Origin of the sequence: Ruegeria sp. HKCCA4812 (assembly GCF_013034245.1) — a bacterium.
GTDB lineage: Bacteria > Pseudomonadota > Alphaproteobacteria > Rhodobacterales > Rhodobacteraceae > Ruegeria.
Map to the genome: position 1 here is coordinate 71,901 of NZ_WQFQ01000006.1, position 18,366 is coordinate 90,266.

The window sequence follows — 18,366 nt, forward strand, 5'->3', positions numbered from 1 at the left end:
ACGTGAAACAGATTGATTTTTAATTGCAAGCTTTCGAGGGAATTTATCCGCCCAAAGACGAAAACGTGAAAACGCGTTACGGTGGCTCAACAGTTGAACAGGGTGTCGCCAGTGGATATGCCACGCATACCAGAAGACGACAGGCATTCACTTGACAAAGACGCATTCCCAACACCGGCGCGACCGAAAGAGCCTTATGTTTCTCGCCGTCTTTGCCGGAGGGGCGCTGGGATCGTTGTTGCGCGAAGTTTTCGCGCTGGAAATCCCCGGCCTCAGTTTCCTCACGTCGACCTTCGGCATCAACGTGGCGGCCTGTTTCGTCTTGGGGTGGCTGTATTCAATACGCCACAAGGTGCACGCGCATGTGCTGCATCTGGGCGCGGTCGGATTTTGTGGTGGGTTGTCCACCTTTTCGTCTTTCGTAGCTGATCTGGAACGTATTGCCGAAAGTGATCTTTGGGCCGTGCCGCTTGCTGTCGGGTTGGAAATCGCTTTCGGCATTGGCGCTGCCCTGGTCGGAGAGAAGCTGGGCAACCATTTTCATTCCGAGAGGTCACCGTCATGAATGACCTCTATCTGCATGCGATGTTCGGACTGGGCGGAGGCCTGGGGGCGGTCCTGCGTCATTGGCTGGCTTTGAAAGTGCGGCACGATTTGCCCTTTTCAACGTTGATCGTAAATGTACTGGGCAGCCTGCTGCTGGGGATCTGGATCGGCTATCTGGGCGGCCCTGTCGACATCCCCGAGGATCAAAGACGGCTGGTCTTTGGATTCTGCGGCGGGTTCACCACGTTTTCCAGCTTTGCCTATCAGTCTCTTGAACTTCGGCGCGAGCGGACTCTGGTTCTGGCAGCTGGCAATATCCTGATCAGCCTGGCGCTGTGCTGGTTCGCCCTGTGGCTTGGGCTGACCTTGACGCGCTAATGCACATGAGCGGCAACATGTGACCCGGGCTTCGGAGCGCGACAAAAGAAAAGCAATGGAATAGTGGCCAAGGCAAGTAGACCCAGATTGTTGAACACGGTCAAATAGGAAATCATCTCGGCCTGCTTCGTGATTTCATGGCCCAGAATGGCAGCACCTTCAGCGCTGTCCGGCGCAATGCCAAGCGGGCTCAGATACGCCTGCGCTGCGGGGTTGTAGGGCGTCACATTCTGGCTGAGCACCGCCGTATTGGTCTGCAACCCGCGTACAACCCAGGTGCCGACCAGCGAGATGCCAACCGACGATCCCAATTGCCTTGTCACGTTGAACAGACCAGAGGCTTCGTCCTGCCGGCCTTTACTGATGCTCTCGAAAGCCAGTATCGACATCGGCACGAACACAAGACCCATCCCGAGGCCGCTGATGGCCCCCGGCCAAGCGAGCTCCCAAAAACCGGCATTGAGGTTGATGGCACCCATCATGAAATTCCCGATCGCCGTCAGCAACAGACCGATGCCCGCCAGCAGGCGCGGATCAAAGCGGTTTACCAGAACTGCGCCGGTCAGAACCATGGACAGCCCGGCGGTCAGGCCACGCGGAATGAACAGATGGCCCGACGCGATGACAGGGAAATCCAGCAGGCTTTGAACAAGCGTCGGCAAAATCGCGATGCCCCCAAACAGAGACACGGCAAAACCCGCGATGATCAGATTGCACAGGGCAAAGTTTCGGTCTGCGAACAGACGCAGGTCCACAACCGAATTGCGAGAGGTTAACGCGTGAAAAATGAATCCAAACGCCCCGATAACTGCTGCGATCACGGCCACCTGGATGACGCGGGACGACATCCAGTCCAGTGTCTCGCCTTGATCCAGAACGAATTGAAGGCACCCGATTCCAAGAGCCAGCAGAGCAAGGCCTTTCCAATCGATCTGAACGTCCTCGGTTTTGTCCTCCGGCAATTCTCCGGCCAACAGAAGCAGCGCAAGGGCCGCCACGGGAACGTTGACAAAGAAGACCATCCGCCAGGAAAAATACTCGGTCAGGATTGCACCGACCGTTGGCCCCAGAACCGGCGCTACCACGACGCCCAGACCGAAGATGGCCATTGCCTGTCCGCGCTTTTCCCGCGGGAAGGCATCGAACAGAATGGACTGGGACAAAGGGATCAGGAAAGCGCCAAACATACCCTGAGCCAGCCGAAAGGCAACGATGACCTCAAGGCTCCAGGACATGCCGCACATCATCGACATGACGGCAAAACCAGTCACCGCCGTCAGGATCAACCGTCGTCGGCCCACGCGTCGGGCGACGAACCCTGTCATCGGCATGATGACCACCGCGGAAACGATATAGCTGGTCAGAATCCATGTCGCCTGATCGGTCGTCGCCCCGAATGCGGCCTGGATATGCGGCAACGCCACATTGACAATCGTACTGTCCAAGACTTCCAGAATGGCGCTGAGAACAACGGCGATCACGATCACCATGTTCACATGGCCGGACGCCGCAGGGGTCATTTGCCGTCCACCGGACCTGTTGTATCTACGACAACTTTGCTGCTGCCTCCGACACGCAAGGGCGCATCGGTCGGGTCAAGCTCGATCCGAACCGGAAATCGCCGGGTGACCTTAACCCAATTCCCGCTCGCGTTTTCCGAGGGCAACAAAGAAAACGTGTCCCCGGACCCTCGCCCGATTGACGCCACCTTACCTGTAAGCGTCGTCCCAGGGAGCATATCGACACGTATCGTGACTGGCTGCCCCGGACGAATGCGCGTCAATGCGGTTTCTTTGAAGTTCGCGTCCACCCACCAATCGGACGATTCGACAATCGAAAATTGCGGGGCATTGGCGGACACCGAGGATCCGGGGCGAAGGGTCAGATTGGCGATCCATCCGTCGGCCGCGGCATGGATATTGGTCCAGGCAAGGTTGGTTTCCGCTATTTCAAGCTGTGCCCGCGCAGACAGGATATCATCCTGTTTCGCCTGCAACCCACTTTTCAGTGCCAAAAGGCTGGACTGGCTCGTCGTCAACCTAGCAGAGGCTTGGGCGAAATCCGAGGCCGTCTGATCCAGCGATGCCTGTGCGACATCGCCTGATGCGAACAGGGCTTTCGCACGTTCAAAACTCTTCAATGCATTATCGTAGGCCGATTGGGCGCTGTCCACCGAAGCCTCAGCCGCCGCAATCTGTGTGGAATAGGATTTGGCCTGTTGTATCGCACTGTCCAGATTGGCTTTGGCTGCATCCACCGAAGCCTTGAATTGAGTGTCGTCGATCGTGAAAAGCAGATCGCCGTTTTTCACGGGCTGGTTTTCTATCACATGTACATCGGCCACCTGCCCTGTCACCTGCGCAGCGACATAAATGATGTTCGCGCCCAGATATGCATCCTGAGTGGACGGGTAGCGCTCTTCGTGCCTCCAGAACAGAACAAGACCGACTGCAATTGCTGCAAGTATCAAAGCCACGGCTGCGATTTTGAGTGGCTTCATTTTCGTATCCCTTTCTGCGCACGACCCATGAGCATCACATCACATGCATGTGCATTCGTATTGCCAGATTGCCCAGCACCCAGACCGTTCCAAAAATCATGATCAACAGAACCATCGTGGAAAACAGAACCAGATGCAGGTCTTCGCGGCTGCTGCGCCGGCGATCGATGTGCAGGAAATATACAAGTTGCAGAACAAGTTGGGCCAGACCCAGCAATCCAATTGTCAGGTAAACACCGGGGGTTTCGATCCCAAACAGATGGGCCACGCCGAAGGTCGCAAAAGTCAACAGCAGCGAACCACCGTATCCGATCAAATAGCGCCGACGCTCGCGACGGTGCATTTCAGAGCGTTTATCCATAGGTCAGACCTCCGAAATAAACGATGGTGATGATCCCGATCCAGATCAGGTCCAGAAAATGCCAGAACAGTGCCAACCGCACCACACGCGAGATAATGACGTCCGTCATCCCTTTCACGCGCAGCTGAATACCCAGAACGATCAGCCACAGGCACCCTGCGGCGACGTGCAGACCATGCAGCGGAACAAGTCCGAAGAAGGCCGACAAGAAACCGCTGCGCTGCGGAATGCCACCTTGTTCCGCCATGGCAATGAAATCACGCACCTCAAGCACCAGGAAGCTGATGCCCAGAAAAAGCGTGACGCCAAACCACAAGACAATGCGAGCGCGCGGCAGATTGTATTTCAGCGCCAGCATGGCAAGGCCAACCGTCAGGCTGCTTGTCAACAGGATGAGCGTCTGCGCAAAGACGCTTTTGAGATCAAACAGCTCGTGCGGGCCGGGACCACCGGCCTGTGCATCGATCATCGTGATGTAAATCGCAAACATCAGGCCGAAATAGACCAGGTCGCTCATCAAAAAGACCCAGAACCCGAAGGTGACGACTTCGGTCGCCTTGTGAGCACTCGCGTGACGTTCCCCCAGGTTGATACCCGGATAGCTGTGGGTGGGCGCGCGCTTCATGTCACCGCCTCCAGATCAGGGCGGGCGAGGCCGCGATTTTCCGGAGACGTCTCGAAATCGCGATCCACCGCCTTTTCACCGTGAACCAGTGCGAGCCAGGCTTCGTGATCCTTGCGCACTTCTTCCGCCGGTATGGTCAGCTCGGTACTGTCGTCGAACGTCCAGACGATCACCGCCAGGATCATCAGAACCGTCATCAATGCAGCTAACCACCAGATCCACCAGACCAGCGCGAACATCCAGATACCACTCATGACACACAGAACGAAACCAATGCCTGTATTGCGCGGCAAATCGATATCTTCATAGGCGTCGGGCGTTGGGTAGGCTGCCCCCTTTTCCTTTGCTGCCGCAAAATCATCCCGGTCCGTAACGGTTGGGATGATCGCAAAGTTGTACGGCGGCGGCGGCGACGGGATAGACCATTCCAACGTCCGCCCATCCCATGGATCTCCAACGGGAACGCGGGTCTTTTCGCGGTCGCGGATGCTGACCCAAAGTTGGATCAGAACCGAGAGCAACGCGCAGGTAATCACCAGCGCCCCGACGATCGCCACCATCATGAAGGGATGGAAAGATGGGTCATCATAGCTGAAAGAACGGCGCGGCATCCCCATCAGCCCGACGAAATAAAGCGGCATGAAGGTCAGCAAAAACCCTAAGGTCCAGAGGGCGACGGTTACACGGCCCCAGAATTCGTTCAGGCGAAAGCCGAAAGCCTTTGGAAACCAGTAGTTATAGGCGGCCAACAGCCCAAACAGCACACCCGGCAACAGTACGTTGTGGAAGTGGGCCACCAGGAACAATGTATTGTGCACCTGATAATCCACGGTCGGATTGGCCAGGATCACCCCACTCAGGCCACCAATCACAAACAACATCAAAAATGCCAATCCATACAGCATCGGCACCGAGAATCGGATGCGCCCCCGCCACAAAGTCGCCATCCAGTCATAGACTTTTACACCGGTGGGGATGGCGATCAGCATGGTTGCGATGCCAAAAACGGCGTTGATCAGGGCGCTCTGCCCCATGGTGAAGAAGTGGTGCAGCCAGACGGTAAACGACAGAACCGCGATCGACATCGTAGCGATGACGAGCGAGTTGTAGCCGTAGAGCCTCTTGGCCGAAAAAGTCGCAAAAACTTCGGAGTAGATGCCGTAAGCGGGCAGAACCAGCAGGTAAACCTCGGGGTGGCCGAACAGCCAGAACAGATTGGCGTAGTTCATCATATTGCCGCCGAGGTCATTGGTGAAAAAGTGGAAGTCCAAATAGCGGTCCGCAGCCAGCAAAAGCGCCGCGACGCCCAACGGCGGCATGGCAAAGACGATCAGGATCGAACTGCATATGATGGTCCAGCAATACATCGGCAGCCGCATGAAGGTCATGCCCGGCGCGCGCATCTTGTAGATCGTAACGGCAAAATTGATACCGGTAAGCGTCGTGCCGACGCCCGAAACAACGATCGCCCAGATCCAGTAGTCCGGCCCAACGCCGGGATTGAAGGCGGCCCCGGTATAAGGTGGGTACGCCGTCCAGCCGCCGGTCGAGAACCGCCCCACGACCAGCGAAACCATAAGCATCATGCCCGAGGACACCGTCAGGCCCAGACTGATCTGGTTCAAGCGTGGGAACGCCACATCCCGCGCCCCGATCATCAGCGGGACGACATAGTTCGCGATGCCAAAGACAAAGGGCACCGCGACAAAGAAAATCATGATCGTGCCATGGGTGCTGAACAGCTCGGCGAAATGTTCGGCTTCCAGGAACCCATCGCCCGGGCCGGCGGCCTGCTGCGCGCGCATGACAACGCCTTCCAACACGCCGCGCGCCAGCATGACGATGGCAAAGACGACATACATGATCCCTATCTTCTTGTGATCAACACTGGTCAGCCAATCGCGCCAAAGGGGCGTCCACAACCGAAACCAGCTGAGCAGGCCGACCACGACGAAAACGCCAACCAAGACGATTGCGGCGGCGGCGTTGGCAACGATCTCATTCGCGTTCGGGTTCTGGATCAATCCTGTGATCGGAAGCGCATCCCAGTCGAGGCGGCCGAGGAAGCCTGAATAGGACGGCGTCATTGCTGCACCTCCTGCCCGAAGGATGCCGTTCCCGGCTGTTGATCCACCGGCAGCGCTTTGCCGCTGTGATAGCGGTGCAGGATCGTTTGAAACAAATCTTGTTCCATCGTGAAGTACAGCGCGTCCTTTGGCATCTTGTCGGTGCCCAGCGCCGCCTGCACCTCATCCCTGTCTGTCCGCATCGCAAGCATCTGATACGTTTCCGGGTCCAGTCGGATACCAATTTCGCGCACTTCCCGGGCCCAGCTTTCAAATTCATCACTGTGCATGGCAACGGTACGAAATTTCTGTTTGGTAAAACCCCGCCCGTTGTACTGCGTGTTCTCGCCTTGCATGACCTCGGGGACGTCCGCGACCAGATGCAGTTGCGTGGTCATTCCCGGCATCGCGTAAATCTGGCCTGCCAGCGCAGGGATCATGAAGGATTGCATGACGGTATCGGTGGTCAGAGTCATGGCCACTTGCCTTTTGGTGGGAATGCCGAACTCGCCCACACTGGCGATACCAAGATCGGGATAGATGAACAGCCACTTCCAATCCAGCCCGACAACCTGCACGCGCAAGGCCGGATCTTCACCAAACGCCGACGCGTACGGATCAAGCCGATGGGTGGCCTTCCAAAGGTAGAACGACAGGAGCGCCACAATCACAACGGGCACACCCCACATGAGGAATTCCAGTTTCGCGGAAAAATCCCAATCCGGTCGGTAAGCTGCGTGGCTGTTCCTTCGGCGGCGATAACGAAACGCGATCAACGGCACCAGTATCAGCACAGGGATAACAGCCACCATGATCAAAGCGGTCGCCCGCAGCAGATGCGTTTTCTGGATGGCGGCAATAGGTCCTTGCGGATCCATAAAACTGTCGCTGGCGGCAACCATTTGCGGCATCGACACAAACAGGATCAACGCCATCGCGAGCCGAGGGACTTGATTGGGCATTTTTACTTGTGCCACAACTGACTGCCCTTTCCTCAAACAAAATATCATTCGACTATCGACAAGTGCGTGAATTTTCTCAAGAGTTTTTCAAACCGCAAATTGCCCAAGTCTAACCCGATTCAACTTCGGGTATATAGAACCAAGGATGCGCGGTATCTTCCCATTGACTTGCAATCCCAACCGGGACAGACAAAATGAAGATGCGTATTCTGGTATTCTCCTTCGGGTTGATCCTGCTCTTTCAGCCCTCGTTGGCGCAGGATCGTGCGGCGATCGAACGCCAGTTTCAGTCGTGGTTGCAGGAAACCGTTTGGCCCCGGGCAAAGGCCAAAGGTGTGACACGCGAGACGATGCAACAAGCCTTCTCTGACGTGACCCTTGACTGGAAATTGCCGGATCTGGTGCCACCGGGAAGCGCGCGCATAACTCCCAAGGTTCAGAAACAGGCCGAGTTTGGTTCACCCGGTCGTTATTTCAATCCGGGGTCGGTGCAAGGCGCAACATCAGCAGGACGTAAAATGGCACGGCGCCATGCCGCAACTCTGGCGGCGGTCGAAGCCGAAACCGGCGTTCCTGCCCGCATTATTCTGGCGATCTGGGGAAGAGAGAGCGGATACGGACAGGTTCCGATCCGGCATGATGCTTTCAGGGTGCTGTCGACCAAGGCCTTCATGAGCACCCGTGCAGACTATTTCACAACCGAACTTGTTGCCGCCCTGCAAATCGCAGAGGCAGGGCACCAGCCCGCCCGGCAAATGAAAAGCAGTTGGGCTGGCGCTTTGGGTCAGCCTCAATTCATGCCGTCCAACTACTTGTCTTATGCTGTCGACGGCAACGGCGACGGGGCGGCTGATATTTGGGGGTCACCCGAAGATACGATTGCTTCAATCGGAAACTACCTCATGAAGCACGGTTGGGTCACCGCACGGGACTGGGGGTTCGAGGTTGTCGTACCCCAAAATGTCTCTTGCGCTTTGGAAGGCCCCGATCAGGGGCGACCTATTCAGGACTGGGTTGAGATGGGTGTACGTCGCGTCTCGGGCAAACCCTTTCCGGCCCATGAGCTGCGTGGTGACGGGTATCTGATGATGCCCGCAGGACGTCATGGTCCGGCTTTTCTGGTTACGCCAAACTTCTACGTTCTAAAGGAATACAACAAAAGCGACCTGTATGCCTTGTTTGTCGGCCATGTTGGCGACCGTATTCAATACGGAATCGGCGATTTCAGCGGCGCTTGGGGAAAGGTCGGCGCGCTGTACAGATCCGATATTGCCAAGATGCAGCAAGCGCTGGAACAAAAAGGACATGATGTCGGAGGAGTCGATGGACTGCCGGGTTTCAAAACGCGTCGTTCGATAGGTCGATGGCAAGAAACCCTGGGCATCGAACAGACCTGCTTTCCGGATGCGCTGATGAAAACAAGCCTGGCCCCGTGAGGCAAACCAAGATGTTCAGCCGACTCTGACATCCGGCCTGCTCATCGATCCAATGTGCAACAATCAGGCGTTTCCAGAACCTATCTATGGAACCACGTGACAATTGTTGCCCATTCGAGAACAGAATTTGAAAGGGCAAATCAAAAAACCCGGATGCGTTGAACAAGGCGGTCAGCTGCCCTTTTGCCAAGGAAGATACTCTGTCCGGCTACACCCTTTGACGCGGTATGTCCTTCGGGCCCCTTGCTTCCGAAAATGAGGGTTGTGGGCTGCATTGGGCGGGTTGCGGTTTTCCGGGTGGGAAAACCACGCAAAAATAATGTGATACGCGGCGCGGCAACCCGGTCGGGTCGGTTCAGGGAACTCCATGAGCTGCAAGACAAGCCGCGAAGAACAAGCCTACGAATTTTTTCGAGATGGACCGGTGGTGATGTGTCCCACTCTATACTGTGCAGTCAGCCAATGATCCAAGCGCGTCGTACATAAAGATTGTATTGATACCGCATCAGACCGGGCTTTTGACTCCTCCTTGGCAAGGTGGCACGATTTGACTGATAGCAGCCTGATCCATCAGGCATCATTGATTGACAGGGTATTGCAGCCTATGAGGACATTCCGGACATTTTCTGCTCTGCTGGCAAAACTTGATAATTGAGAGGCACCATGACACGCAAAGTTACCAAAGCGGTTTTTCCAGTAGCGGGCATGGGAACGCGTTTTTTGCCAGCAACCAAATCCGTTCCGAAAGAGATCATGACTCTGGTGGATCGTCCATTGGTGCAATACGCAATTGACGAGGCCCGTGCCGCCGGGATCAAGGAGTTTATTTTTGTAACGTCACGCGGCAAATCCGCGCTGGAAGATTATTTCGACCACAACCTGGTGCTGGAGCAGGAGCTGAAAGCCAAAGGCAAAAACAAGCTTCTGGACGTGCTGAACAAAACGAATATGGAAAGCGGCGCGATCGCTTATATCCGCCAGCACAAAGCTCTGGGGCTGGGACACGCGGTCTGGTGCGCCCGGCGGCTGATCGGCGACGAACCATTTGCCGTCATGCTGCCTGACGATGTCATCGCCGCCGACAAACCCTGTCTGCAACAGATGATCGAGGCCTACGAAGAAACCGGTGGCAATATGGTCGCAGCGATGGAAGTTCCGAGGGAAAAGACAAGCTCTTACGGCGTGCTCGATGTTGGCGACAATATCGGGTCTGTCGTCCCCACCAGAGGCATGGTTGAAAAGCCTGACCCATCAGAGGCACCATCCAATCTGGCGGTCATCGGCCGGTATGTGCTTCGGCCGTCCGTTTTGAACAACCTCAACGCAAAAAAAACCGGAAGCGGCGGCGAAATCCAGCTGACCGACGCCATCGCCCAGGACATTGCCGCCGGAGTGCCGGCCTACGGTTATAAATTCGATGGTCAGCGTTTTGATTGCGGTTCAAAATCAGGCTTTTTGCAAGCCACCGTTGCTTTTGCTCTTGCCCGCGAAGACCTGCGCGATGATCTGAGCCAATATCTGAATGACATTGTCGCCACGGGGAAAGCTGCTCAGTAGTCACAGATTGTTTTACTTGACTAAAAACAAGGCACGTGCGTGACCAGTACAGTCTAACCCGTCATTCTTTGCGGAGGCTCGGGAACACGTTTGTGGCCCCTGTCACGCAAAAGCTATCCCAAGCAATTCGTTCCTCTGGTCGGCGAAACAAGCCTGTTGCAGAATTGCGCGGAACGGATGCTCGGTCCTTCTCAGGCACCGTAAGCAAAGCCACTTGTTCTGACCAACGAGGCTTTTCGCTTTATTGTCCCGGAACAATTGATGGCCGTCGGAATTGACCCCGGGCCAATTCTGATCGAGCTCGAAGGTCGAAACACCGCCCCCGCTGTTCTTGCCGCAGCCTTGTATCTGGCGGCGCGAGATTCCGATGGCATCATGCTGGTGGCGCCGTCTGATCACGTGGTTCCGGACATGGACGCCTTTCATCAAGCCGTTGCCGAAGGCGTACGGGCAATAAGTGAACGGCGCGATCTGGTAACTTTCGGCATCACTCCGACGCACCCGGAAACCGGATACGGCTATCTCAAACTCCGCCATCCGCCGGATACGACCCATGAGGCTGTCCCATTGGATCGTTTTGTGGAAAAACCTGACCGGAAAACGGCCGAGGCGATGCTGTCGGATGGCAGCTATCTTTGGAACTCGGGGATCTTCCTGTTTGCAGTTCGCGATATCCTGGCAGCTTTTGAACAGCACGCGAGCGAACTGATCCCGCCAGTTCAAAAGTCCGTTTCCGAAGCAAAAACGGATTTGGGCTTTCTTCGACTGGACCCGGCGGCATGGGCGGGTGTGGACGACATTTCGATAGACTATGCAGTGATGGAAAAGGCCCTGAACCTGAGCGTGGTGCCTTATTCCGCTGGCTGGTCCGATGTCGGAAGCTGGACCGCGGTTCAAGAGTTGTCGAACCCCGATGAAGACGGTGTGGCGACCAACGGAGAAGTAACGGCAATCGACTGCCGCAATGCACTGATACGGTCCGAGTCGCCGGCGCAGGAAGTCGTGGCAATGGGTCTTGAAAACGTAATCGCCATTGCGATGCCCGATGCGGTTCTGGTCGCGAGCATGGACAAGGCCCAGGACGTGAAACAGGCCGTTGCAGCGCTGAAGGCCAAGGGGGCGAAGCAGGCAGAATCCCTGCCGGTGGATCATCGTCCGTGGGGCTGGTTCGAAAGCCTTGTGATCGGAGACAGGTTTCAGGTCAAACGCATCCATGTGCATCCTGGCGCGTCGCTCAGCCTGCAATCTCACCATCATCGTTCCGAGCATTGGATCGTGGTTGAAGGCACGGCCAAGGTCACCATCGATGATCAGGAACGTTTGGTAACCGAAAACCAATCCGTCTATATCCCACTGGGAGCGACACACCGAATGGAAAACCCTGGGAAAGTTCCCATGGTTTTGATCGAAGTTCAGACTGGCACCTATCTGGGTGAAGACGACATAATCCGATACGACGACATCTACGCCCGAGATTGATTCTCGGGCATTGTCTGCACGGGAACACCCATCGGCGGGTTCCCGCAGACATCAGAATATTACCAAAATCTTCCCTGAGCGGTCGGCCCGGTCAGACAGGATTGACGCGCTTTGCGGCAGGGTAGCGCGCAACCGAAGCTTCGGACCGACGCCACAGGAGGACCCCCCGTGTCACAAACATCCCCCCGATTGAACCTGCCCTTGCTGCAACCGGCACAAGCGCAAAAACACGTTACCCACAACGAAGCCCTGAGACGGCTCGATCTGGTCGTGCAACTCTCGGTACGGTCAACGGATTCCGGGACACCTCCTGTTGTTCCCGCGCAAGGCGAAGTTCATGCTCTTGGAGCCAACCCGACCGGGGACTGGGCAGGACATGCCGGTGAACTTGCCGCCTGGCTGGACAACGCCTGGCATTTCGTTACCCCCGACATTGGCTGGCGCGCCTGGGATGAAGCGGCCGGAGATCTGAAATTCTGGACAGGAACAGCCTGGGCCCCCCTGCCTGTCAGCACTCAGAACCTGGACGGAGTCGGGGTTGCGACCAATTCAGACAGTACGAACCGTTTGTCCGTTCGCAGCCCGGCGACCTTGCTGAGCCACGAAGGCGGCGGGCATCAGCTGAAGATCAACAAAGCCAGCGCAGGTGATACCGCGTCGCTGTTGTTCCAATCGAACTGGACGGGTCACGCGGAAATGGGACTGTCTGGTACAACCGGATTTTCCATCAAAGTGTCTCCTGACGGAGGCAACTGGACTGAAGCGATGACCTTTGATCCCGTAGCCGGAACCGTGTCGGGGGCAGCTGTTCAGGCCGATGCCAGCGATACGACTTCGGGCCGACTGATGCGCGCCGACTACGGATACGGCCCTGGAAACCTTCTTGGAACAGTGGCGGAAAACGCAGGTGTTCCGACCGGCGCTGTCATTGAGCGCGGCAGCAACGCCAACGGAGATTATGTGCGGTTTGCCGACGGCACTCAGATCTGTACGGCCACGCTTGCGCCCGTGGCGTGTACGACTGCTGAGGGTGCTCTTTTCAAAAGCGGCCCAATAACCTGGGATTTTCCGGCTGACTTTTCGACGCCCCCGAACCTGAACGGCACCGGAGGCGTTGCAACCCGATTTACCGGGTTTGATACACCTTCGTCGTCCCAATCGACATTCATTGTCTTCTCGGCGATCTCGGATGCGGCAGCCTTGGCGCCATCCGTCACAGCAATTGGTCGCTGGTTCTGACAGGCAGGGCCGCCTGGATACCGGAACAGGCGGCCAATCCGACCGCAGATCGGTTGAGACCCGTTCCGCGTTTACCCGCGCCACCGGGTTTGCAGCCCTTCATCACGCCGAAAAGCAGGATGGTTGCTGGAACCCCTGCTCGCGAAACGCGGCAAACAACGCCTAAAAAGAGGTTTGCACACACCTAACATGCACGCCCCCCCGACTGACGTCTCGTGCTAAGTCGAATCCCAAAACAGTATTCGTTTTCAATCAATCAGAACCGGTAGGTCGCCCCGATCACCGGCCCGGACTGATGGAACTCGAAATCATTGCCGCCGATCTCATGGTCGAAGGCGATATAGCGATATCCGCCGCGGATCACCCATCTGTCATTGATGGCATAATCCGCCGTCAAAAGAACCTGCCACGTTTCGCTGTCACTGCGGAAGCCGCCATAATCAACGAACCCGGTTCCCGTCCATTTGTCGGAAAAAACGTAACGTATTCTTGCGCCAATGACCGGGTCTACCCAATCGTCGTCAACAACGGTCGTGCGCCCAGGTGCCGAAGCGGACGTTAGTGTGAAATTGGTTTCGGTACTGAACCATCTGAAACCACCGGCAATGTCCAGTTGAACGGAAGGATCTTCATAGACCCGATAGGCCACGTACCCACTTAGGAACTGGGTGGTGAATGATGTGTCGAGAGTGGATCCAGACGGACCGGCACCACTGTTGCTGAAGGATAGATTTGTATAATTGTAGTCAGCAAGCAGGCTCCAACGCCCATTGGATGCCGCAAACGCGCCCATAAAGGCGAAATCCAGGTTGCTCAGAGCGTCAGAAAAACTCAACGTGCCGTCCAATGTCCCTGACGGGGTTTCGATAGACGTTTCCGTTTCAGGCATGAAAAGGTAAATCGTCGCTTCATAGGACCAATCGCTTTGCTGCGCGGAAGCGGTTGTGCCAAACGCCGCAACCAAGGCCAAACCCGCGCCTCTTATTGCCAGTTCTGTTTTCATCTCGTCCCTCCAATATTTCAGATGTAATTCAGCTTTTTGGTGATCCAAAACAGGATTTCAGCCAACACACCGATTGCGCCCGCCTTGTCCGTAATTACCAGTGCCGTGCCAGAAGTCCCGAATGGAAAATCTTCGATATTGATCTGGTCCGGAACTTCGATCAGCACCGGATAGCTGGACACGCCAGCCAGATCGCGCAGTGAAGGAAGGCCCGTGCGCGAGTCAACAACGCCCTCTGCCGTTCCTACGGGCAACGATATGACGGTCCCAGGTATTTCGCCGCCCGGCTGGATTCGCAGCGCAAGGCGGATCTGGTCGCCGACGGAAACGTTCATGCGACTTGATTGGGGCAAACTTGCGATCAGATGGCGATCATCGGGGACAACAAAAGAGATCGCCCCCTGTGCGATAGATACACGATTTCCGGGACGCAGAGAAACGGCGGTGACAAAGCCGTCTTCCGGCGCGCGCACGACTGTTTGTTCCAGATTCCAAAGGGCCTGCGCCAAAGCCTGCTCAGCCTCGACCACGCCGGCATCAATGCCGTCGATCTTGGCGGCAATCCGCCGCTCCAGACCGGCTTTGCGCGCCTCGGCCGCGCGCAGGCTTGCGGACAATTGATCGATGGCAGACACGGCTTCCTGCAACTGGAAGGTCGTCGATGCCCCCCGCTTCTCAAGATCGACAATGTCGTCACGACGCTGGACGCCAAAGGTCAATTGCGCGGTGAGGGATTCAATGTCGGCTTCCGCCGCTGCCAGGTCGGACTGTAACTGATCTGCCGCAGAACGCGCAGTTTCAAGACTGGCTGTCAGCCGGGCGACTTCGATCCGAAAGGGTGTATCGTCAATCCGGAACAGCGGATCCCCTTTCGCAACCCGCTCGTTGGGGCGAACCGAAACGTCAACAACAGTACCTGACACATTGGGGGCAATGTTGGTAGCAACGCCTTGCACCGAAACAGGCCCTGTCGGTGTGGTGTGATTGAGGGCACCGATTACAACCAGAGCAATGATTGCGGCACCCCCATAGACGACAGATTTCCAGAACCGGTTCCATGGAAGCAGCCCCAGCTTGGAAAACACCACCCAGATCACTCCGAAATAGAGACCTAAGACAATAAGCATATGTTTACTCCATTGCGCAGAGCTGCTGATACCAGCGGGGCGCAATATTTGTTTCGGATGCGGCTAAGAAGTACGCCAACGCTTTTCCTTTTTGCGTGTCGATTTCGCGGCCGCGCATTTCTGTTGACGCGCGCGGCCTTGTTTCATTGTTGCGCCGCAGATCGTTTGACCATGAAAGCCTCGACTGCCTGTTGCGTTTCCGGCCGCAGGTTTTCAATTCCTTCATACGGCATACCTGTGGCGGGGCCAGTGTCGGGGAAAAGCTCTTTTCTCGCCATGTGGCGTCCCAGAATGCGGACGAACTCCTGCCCGCCCCAAGCACCAACTTCGGTCGAAACCGGGTACTTTTCATGCGTGTCGCGCATCACATCAAAGAAATCTGCAATGATCGCGTTTTGACCCGGCCCGGGCAGGTTGAGCTTCAGCTTGTCCTTGACGACCGCCTTTGGGGTACTCACCGAATAGATGATCACGTGATCACGCCGACCTTTGCTTTCATCTTGAAACAGGATCGAGGCTGATTGATCCACGCCATCAATCAACCGGTCTCGGGGAATATGCTGAACCGCGCCGCCGAATCTAGCCAGCGTCGTATAAAGATCAGACACATGAATAATGTTGTTGATCATGCTGTCTGGTTCAATCAGACCCGGCCACCTTATGAAAGCGTCCACGCGAACCCCGCCCTCGGTCGTATCGCCTTTGCCTCCGCGAAAGACCATTGGCGTAAAACCGGATGCCGGTGAATACTTGGTGAAGTGGCCGTTGTCGCCCATCAACACGACAATCGTATTTTCTGCCACGCCAAGCTCGTCCATGCGCGTAAAGATTTCGCCCAAATACGTGTCCAGCTCTTGCAGTTTGTCGGCGTACAGACCTCCATTGACACTTTCCGGCCCGTCACGCCCGGCCCGCGTGTTGTCCAGCGGGATCATCGGCCAATACTGTAGGAAGAAAGGCTCAGTACCGCCGGCCAAGCGTTCCAGTTCACTCAGGGTTTTTTCCTGAAAAGCTTGGTTCATCTCATCATATTTGGCTGCGTTCCAACGCTCACCCGGCTCCATTCGGATCTCACGAACAGGTCCGCCGGCATTTCCTTCGATCACCGTGGCCATGGCCGATGCATCGGGGCGGAACCAGTCGTCGATCGTGTAATCGTCGACAAAATCTGCGATACCAACCGAAACCTGCTCGCGGATTGCATCGTCATTGAAAATCGTCAACTGGCCCTGTTGATGAACGGCGTGCTGCGCATAGTCGAACCCCTGGTTCATTGCCCAGCTCTCGGCAATGTCACCCATGTGCCACTTCCCGACATGCGAGGTTGCATATCCTTCGGCCTTCAATACCTCGGCAAGCGTCACTTCCTCTCCGGGCAAACCGAAACCAGCGATGTCGACGGTCGTATCACCCATTCCGATCCGAACCGGCAGACGACCGGTCGTCTGGGCCACACGTGTCGGGGTGCAGGATGGCTCGGTATACATGCGCACCATGCGCATCGCTTCGTCAGAAAAATCGTTGATGTTTGGGGTGCTGATGCCGCGTACCGCGTTCAATTCTGGGATACCCATATCCCCAAAACCGATGTCATCGACCAGAATACTGATGATGTTCGGGGGGTTGCCACCGTTCTCGTCTCGAAATGCCGCGAGAGCCTGATCAACGGCTGTATCGTCCTGTTCCCAGGCATCCCTGTTCTGGGCCTGAAGGATATAAAATTCGGAATCATGCGCAATGGGTGCATCCTGCGCGTAGGCAGGTGCGCTGATCGCCAGAGAACCCAGCAAAAACAACTTGATATCCATTTCTTTAGGTTTCCTTTTTCCTTGGGTTTTCTTCTCGCTCCAGACCCTGTGCGATAAGATCGTGGGCGACACTGGAGAGTGTCTGACCGGTTAAATCCGCAAGACGCGTAAGCCTGTGACGCTGTGAGGGTGTAAGAAGGGTCACGATCCGTTCCGACCGCACTTCTGCTTTCGGAAGCGGAGGGCGACCACGTTTGGGCGCGGCAAGCGGATCGGGCAATTTCATTTGAACATATTCCTATGTTTCGACTAAGCTTTTCATGCAAACTACAGGGGAGATATTTTGCACCGCATCAAAAAATCGACAAAACTAGACTTGGCCCCGCCCGAAGCGCCCCGGTTCTTTGCGGCCACTTTCCGTGATCCGAACCAAATCGCCGCAATATCCAAATGGGATATGGATTTCCGTCAGATCGAAGACGGCGAAATGCAGGCGGATTTCAAGGTCAGATCCGGCCCGCTTATTTCCGTTATGAAGTTTGGTTTCTCGCGGCGTGTGCACCAGATCGGCGCGTCTCCGAAGGGGCACATCACATTTGGCATCCCTACCCATTCAAGACTGACGGACTGGAACGGTAACAGCATCGAAACGCCACCGTTTCTGTCCTTCGGCAGCGGCGATGAGTTCGACTGTATCAGCGACAGCGGGTTCGGCGGATATACGTTGACCGTTGAAACTGAGAATGCGATGAAAATAGGCGAGAAGCTGGGGATCGCAGTCTCTGATACAGAATTCGGGGCATTTTTGTTGCCTGCAACGCCACCTGATCGCTCGGCTGCGCTTTTGAACGACATTCAGACTTTGTTGGCGAACCCAAATTCATCAGAACAGGGCGAAACCCATTTGATCGAAGAGATACTGCGGATCGCTTTGGGGGGCGGAGCGGATCGCAGGGAACCGCGGATAAACCGAAAAGCTCTGGCACTTGCTGCGGCCATTGATCGGATGACGGCGACCCCGGACGAAAACGTCCCCATCAGCGAGATCTGCGGGGATATCAGTGTGTCATTGCGCACATTGGAACGCGCGTTCAACGAAAAATTCGGTATCGGCCCAAAGGCCTATTACACAAGGCTCCGCCTTAACAGGGTTCGCAGCCTGCTTGCAGAACAAGGCAAAGATCTGTCAATTTCTGACGCCGCAAACCGATATGGCTTTTGGCATATCGGGCAGTTCTCACAAGATTACAAAAAGTGTTTCGGCGAATTGCCATCGGCCACTGTCGATTGAAAACACTTGGCTTTGTGCTGTTTATGACCATGGCCTTTCATCGAAGCA

The 18,366-nt window shown here is 56.0% G+C and carries 16 protein-coding genes and 1 pseudogene; 7 read left to right on the forward strand and 10 right to left on the reverse strand.

Annotated features, from left to right (window positions below; translation table 11 throughout):
- Positions 1-196 precede the first annotated feature (196 nt).
- A complete protein-coding gene (locus tag GOW04_RS16140; RefSeq protein WP_152460497.1) occupies positions 197-565 on the forward strand; it encodes a CrcB family protein in 369 nt (122 codons plus the stop codon).
- Positions 562-924, forward strand: coding sequence for a fluoride efflux transporter CrcB (crcB, locus tag GOW04_RS16145; protein WP_152460498.1), 363 nt, complete (start codon positions 562-564; stop codon positions 922-924). Before GOW04_RS16140 ends, crcB begins: the two co-directional genes overlap by 4 nt.
- Here crcB and GOW04_RS16150 read toward each other — a convergent pair.
- The 6 genes from GOW04_RS16150 to GOW04_RS16175 are packed head-to-tail and all read right to left on the reverse strand — an operon-like array spanning position 921 to position 7,438.
- Complete coding sequence (locus tag GOW04_RS16150; protein WP_171233241.1) at positions 921-2,444, reverse strand: DHA2 family efflux MFS transporter permease subunit; 1,524 nt, start codon at positions 2,442-2,444, stop codon at positions 921-923. The genes crcB and GOW04_RS16150 overlap by 4 nt on opposite strands.
- Entirely contained in the window at positions 2,441-3,424 is a 984-nt protein-coding gene (locus tag GOW04_RS16155) for an HlyD family secretion protein (RefSeq protein WP_171233242.1), read from the reverse strand. The genes GOW04_RS16150 and GOW04_RS16155 overlap by 4 nt, the downstream gene beginning before the upstream one ends.
- 34 nt (positions 3,425-3,458) lie before the next feature.
- Positions 3,459-3,785, reverse strand: a complete 327-nt coding sequence (locus GOW04_RS16160; protein ID WP_253286170.1) for a cytochrome o ubiquinol/quinol oxidase subunit IV — start codon at positions 3,783-3,785, stop codon at positions 3,459-3,461.
- Positions 3,778-4,410, reverse strand: a complete 633-nt coding sequence (locus GOW04_RS16165; protein ID WP_171233243.1) for a cytochrome c oxidase subunit 3 — start codon at positions 4,408-4,410, stop codon at positions 3,778-3,780. The genes GOW04_RS16160 and GOW04_RS16165 overlap by 8 nt, the downstream gene beginning before the upstream one ends.
- Entirely contained in the window at positions 4,407-6,497 is a 2,091-nt protein-coding gene (locus GOW04_RS16170) for a cbb3-type cytochrome c oxidase subunit I (protein WP_171233244.1), read from the reverse strand. The genes GOW04_RS16165 and GOW04_RS16170 overlap by 4 nt, the downstream gene beginning before the upstream one ends.
- A complete protein-coding gene (locus GOW04_RS16175; RefSeq protein ID WP_254430180.1) occupies positions 6,494-7,438 on the reverse strand; it encodes a cytochrome ubiquinol oxidase subunit II in 945 nt (314 codons plus the stop codon). Before GOW04_RS16175 ends, GOW04_RS16170 begins: the two co-directional genes overlap by 4 nt.
- 194 nt (positions 7,439-7,632) lie before the next feature.
- Here GOW04_RS16175 and GOW04_RS16180 point away from each other — a divergent pair, with 194 nt between their 5' ends.
- The 4 genes and pseudogenes from GOW04_RS16180 (at position 7,633) to GOW04_RS16200 (ending at position 13,149) form a co-directional block, all read left to right on the forward strand.
- Complete coding sequence (locus tag GOW04_RS16180; protein WP_171233245.1) at positions 7,633-8,874, forward strand: lytic murein transglycosylase; 1,242 nt, start codon at positions 7,633-7,635, stop codon at positions 8,872-8,874.
- A gap of 663 nt (positions 8,875-9,537) precedes the next feature.
- Positions 9,538-10,431 (forward strand): UTP--glucose-1-phosphate uridylyltransferase GalU, encoded by an 894-nt coding sequence (galU, locus tag GOW04_RS16185; protein ID WP_171233246.1) that lies wholly within the window; start codon positions 9,538-9,540, stop codon positions 10,429-10,431.
- A 63-nt stretch (positions 10,432-10,494) separates the two neighbouring features.
- Positions 10,495-11,910 (forward strand): annotated as a pseudogene (locus GOW04_RS16195) (mannose-1-phosphate guanylyltransferase/mannose-6-phosphate isomerase).
- Positions 11,911-12,078: 168 nt separating this feature from the next.
- Positions 12,079-13,149 carry a DUF2793 domain-containing protein gene (locus GOW04_RS16200; RefSeq protein WP_171233248.1) on the forward strand — a complete coding sequence of 357 codons (1,071 nt, stop codon included), beginning with the start codon at positions 12,079-12,081 and terminating at the stop codon, positions 13,147-13,149.
- Positions 13,150-13,405: 256 nt separating this feature from the next.
- Here GOW04_RS16200 and GOW04_RS16205 read toward each other — a convergent pair whose 3' ends face one another.
- The 4 genes from GOW04_RS16205 to GOW04_RS16220 form a co-directional block, all read right to left on the reverse strand.
- Positions 13,406-14,152 (reverse strand): outer membrane protein, encoded by a 747-nt coding sequence (locus tag GOW04_RS16205; RefSeq protein WP_254430181.1) that lies wholly within the window; start codon positions 14,150-14,152, stop codon positions 13,406-13,408.
- Between the two features lie 17 nt (positions 14,153-14,169).
- Positions 14,170-15,279, reverse strand: a complete 1,110-nt coding sequence (locus GOW04_RS16210) for an HlyD family secretion protein (protein ID WP_171233249.1) — start codon at positions 15,277-15,279, stop codon at positions 14,170-14,172.
- 143 nt (positions 15,280-15,422) lie between these two features.
- Positions 15,423-17,087 (reverse strand): sulfatase-like hydrolase/transferase, encoded by a 1,665-nt coding sequence (locus tag GOW04_RS16215; RefSeq protein ID WP_171233250.1) that lies wholly within the window; start codon positions 17,085-17,087, stop codon positions 15,423-15,425.
- Between the two features lie 4 nt (positions 17,088-17,091).
- A complete protein-coding gene (locus GOW04_RS16220) occupies positions 17,092-17,313 on the reverse strand; it encodes a hypothetical protein (protein WP_152460509.1) in 222 nt (73 codons plus the stop codon).
- A gap of 90 nt (positions 17,314-17,403) precedes the next feature.
- Between GOW04_RS16220 and GOW04_RS16225 the strand changes: the two genes are divergently transcribed.
- Positions 17,404-18,318, forward strand: coding sequence for a helix-turn-helix domain-containing protein (locus GOW04_RS16225; RefSeq protein WP_171233251.1), 915 nt, complete (start codon positions 17,404-17,406; stop codon positions 18,316-18,318).
- Positions 18,319-18,366 lie beyond the last annotated feature (48 nt).

Bases quoted from the DNA above. Each gene is read 5' to 3' on its own strand.
- GOW04_RS16160 (WP_253286170.1), bottom strand. From the start codon at position 3,785: ATGGATAAACGCTCTGAAATGCACCGTCGCGAGCGTCGGCGCTATTTG.
- GOW04_RS16215 (WP_171233250.1), bottom strand. From the start codon at position 17,087: ATGGATATCAAGTTGTTTTTGCTGGGTTCTCTGGCGATCAGCGCACCT.
- GOW04_RS16220 (WP_152460509.1), bottom strand. From the start codon at position 17,313: ATGAAATTGCCCGATCCGCTTGCCGCGCCCAAACGTGGTCGCCCTCCG.
- GOW04_RS16210 (WP_171233249.1), bottom strand. From the start codon at position 15,279: ATGCTTATTGTCTTAGGTCTCTATTTCGGAGTGATCTGGGTGGTGTTT.
- GOW04_RS16175 (WP_254430180.1), bottom strand. From the start codon at position 7,438: ATGCCCAATCAAGTCCCTCGGCTCGCGATGGCGTTGATCCTGTTTGTG.
- GOW04_RS16180 (WP_171233245.1), top strand. From the start codon at position 7,633: ATGAAGATGCGTATTCTGGTATTCTCCTTCGGGTTGATCCTGCTCTTT.
- GOW04_RS16140 (WP_152460497.1), top strand. From the start codon at position 197: ATGTTTCTCGCCGTCTTTGCCGGAGGGGCGCTGGGATCGTTGTTGCGC.
- GOW04_RS16155 (WP_171233242.1), bottom strand. From the start codon at position 3,424: ATGAAGCCACTCAAAATCGCAGCCGTGGCTTTGATACTTGCAGCAATT.
- crcB (WP_152460498.1), top strand. From the start codon at position 562: ATGAATGACCTCTATCTGCATGCGATGTTCGGACTGGGCGGAGGCCTG.
- GOW04_RS16205 (WP_254430181.1), bottom strand. From the start codon at position 14,152: ATGAAAACAGAACTGGCAATAAGAGGCGCGGGTTTGGCCTTGGTTGCG.
- galU (WP_171233246.1), top strand. From the start codon at position 9,538: ATGACACGCAAAGTTACCAAAGCGGTTTTTCCAGTAGCGGGCATGGGA.
- GOW04_RS16150 (WP_171233241.1), bottom strand. From the start codon at position 2,444: ATGACCCCTGCGGCGTCCGGCCATGTGAACATGGTGATCGTGATCGCC.
- GOW04_RS16165 (WP_171233243.1), bottom strand. From the start codon at position 4,410: ATGAAGCGCGCGCCCACCCACAGCTATCCGGGTATCAACCTGGGGGAA.
- GOW04_RS16170 (WP_171233244.1), bottom strand. From the start codon at position 6,497: ATGACGCCGTCCTATTCAGGCTTCCTCGGCCGCCTCGACTGGGATGCG.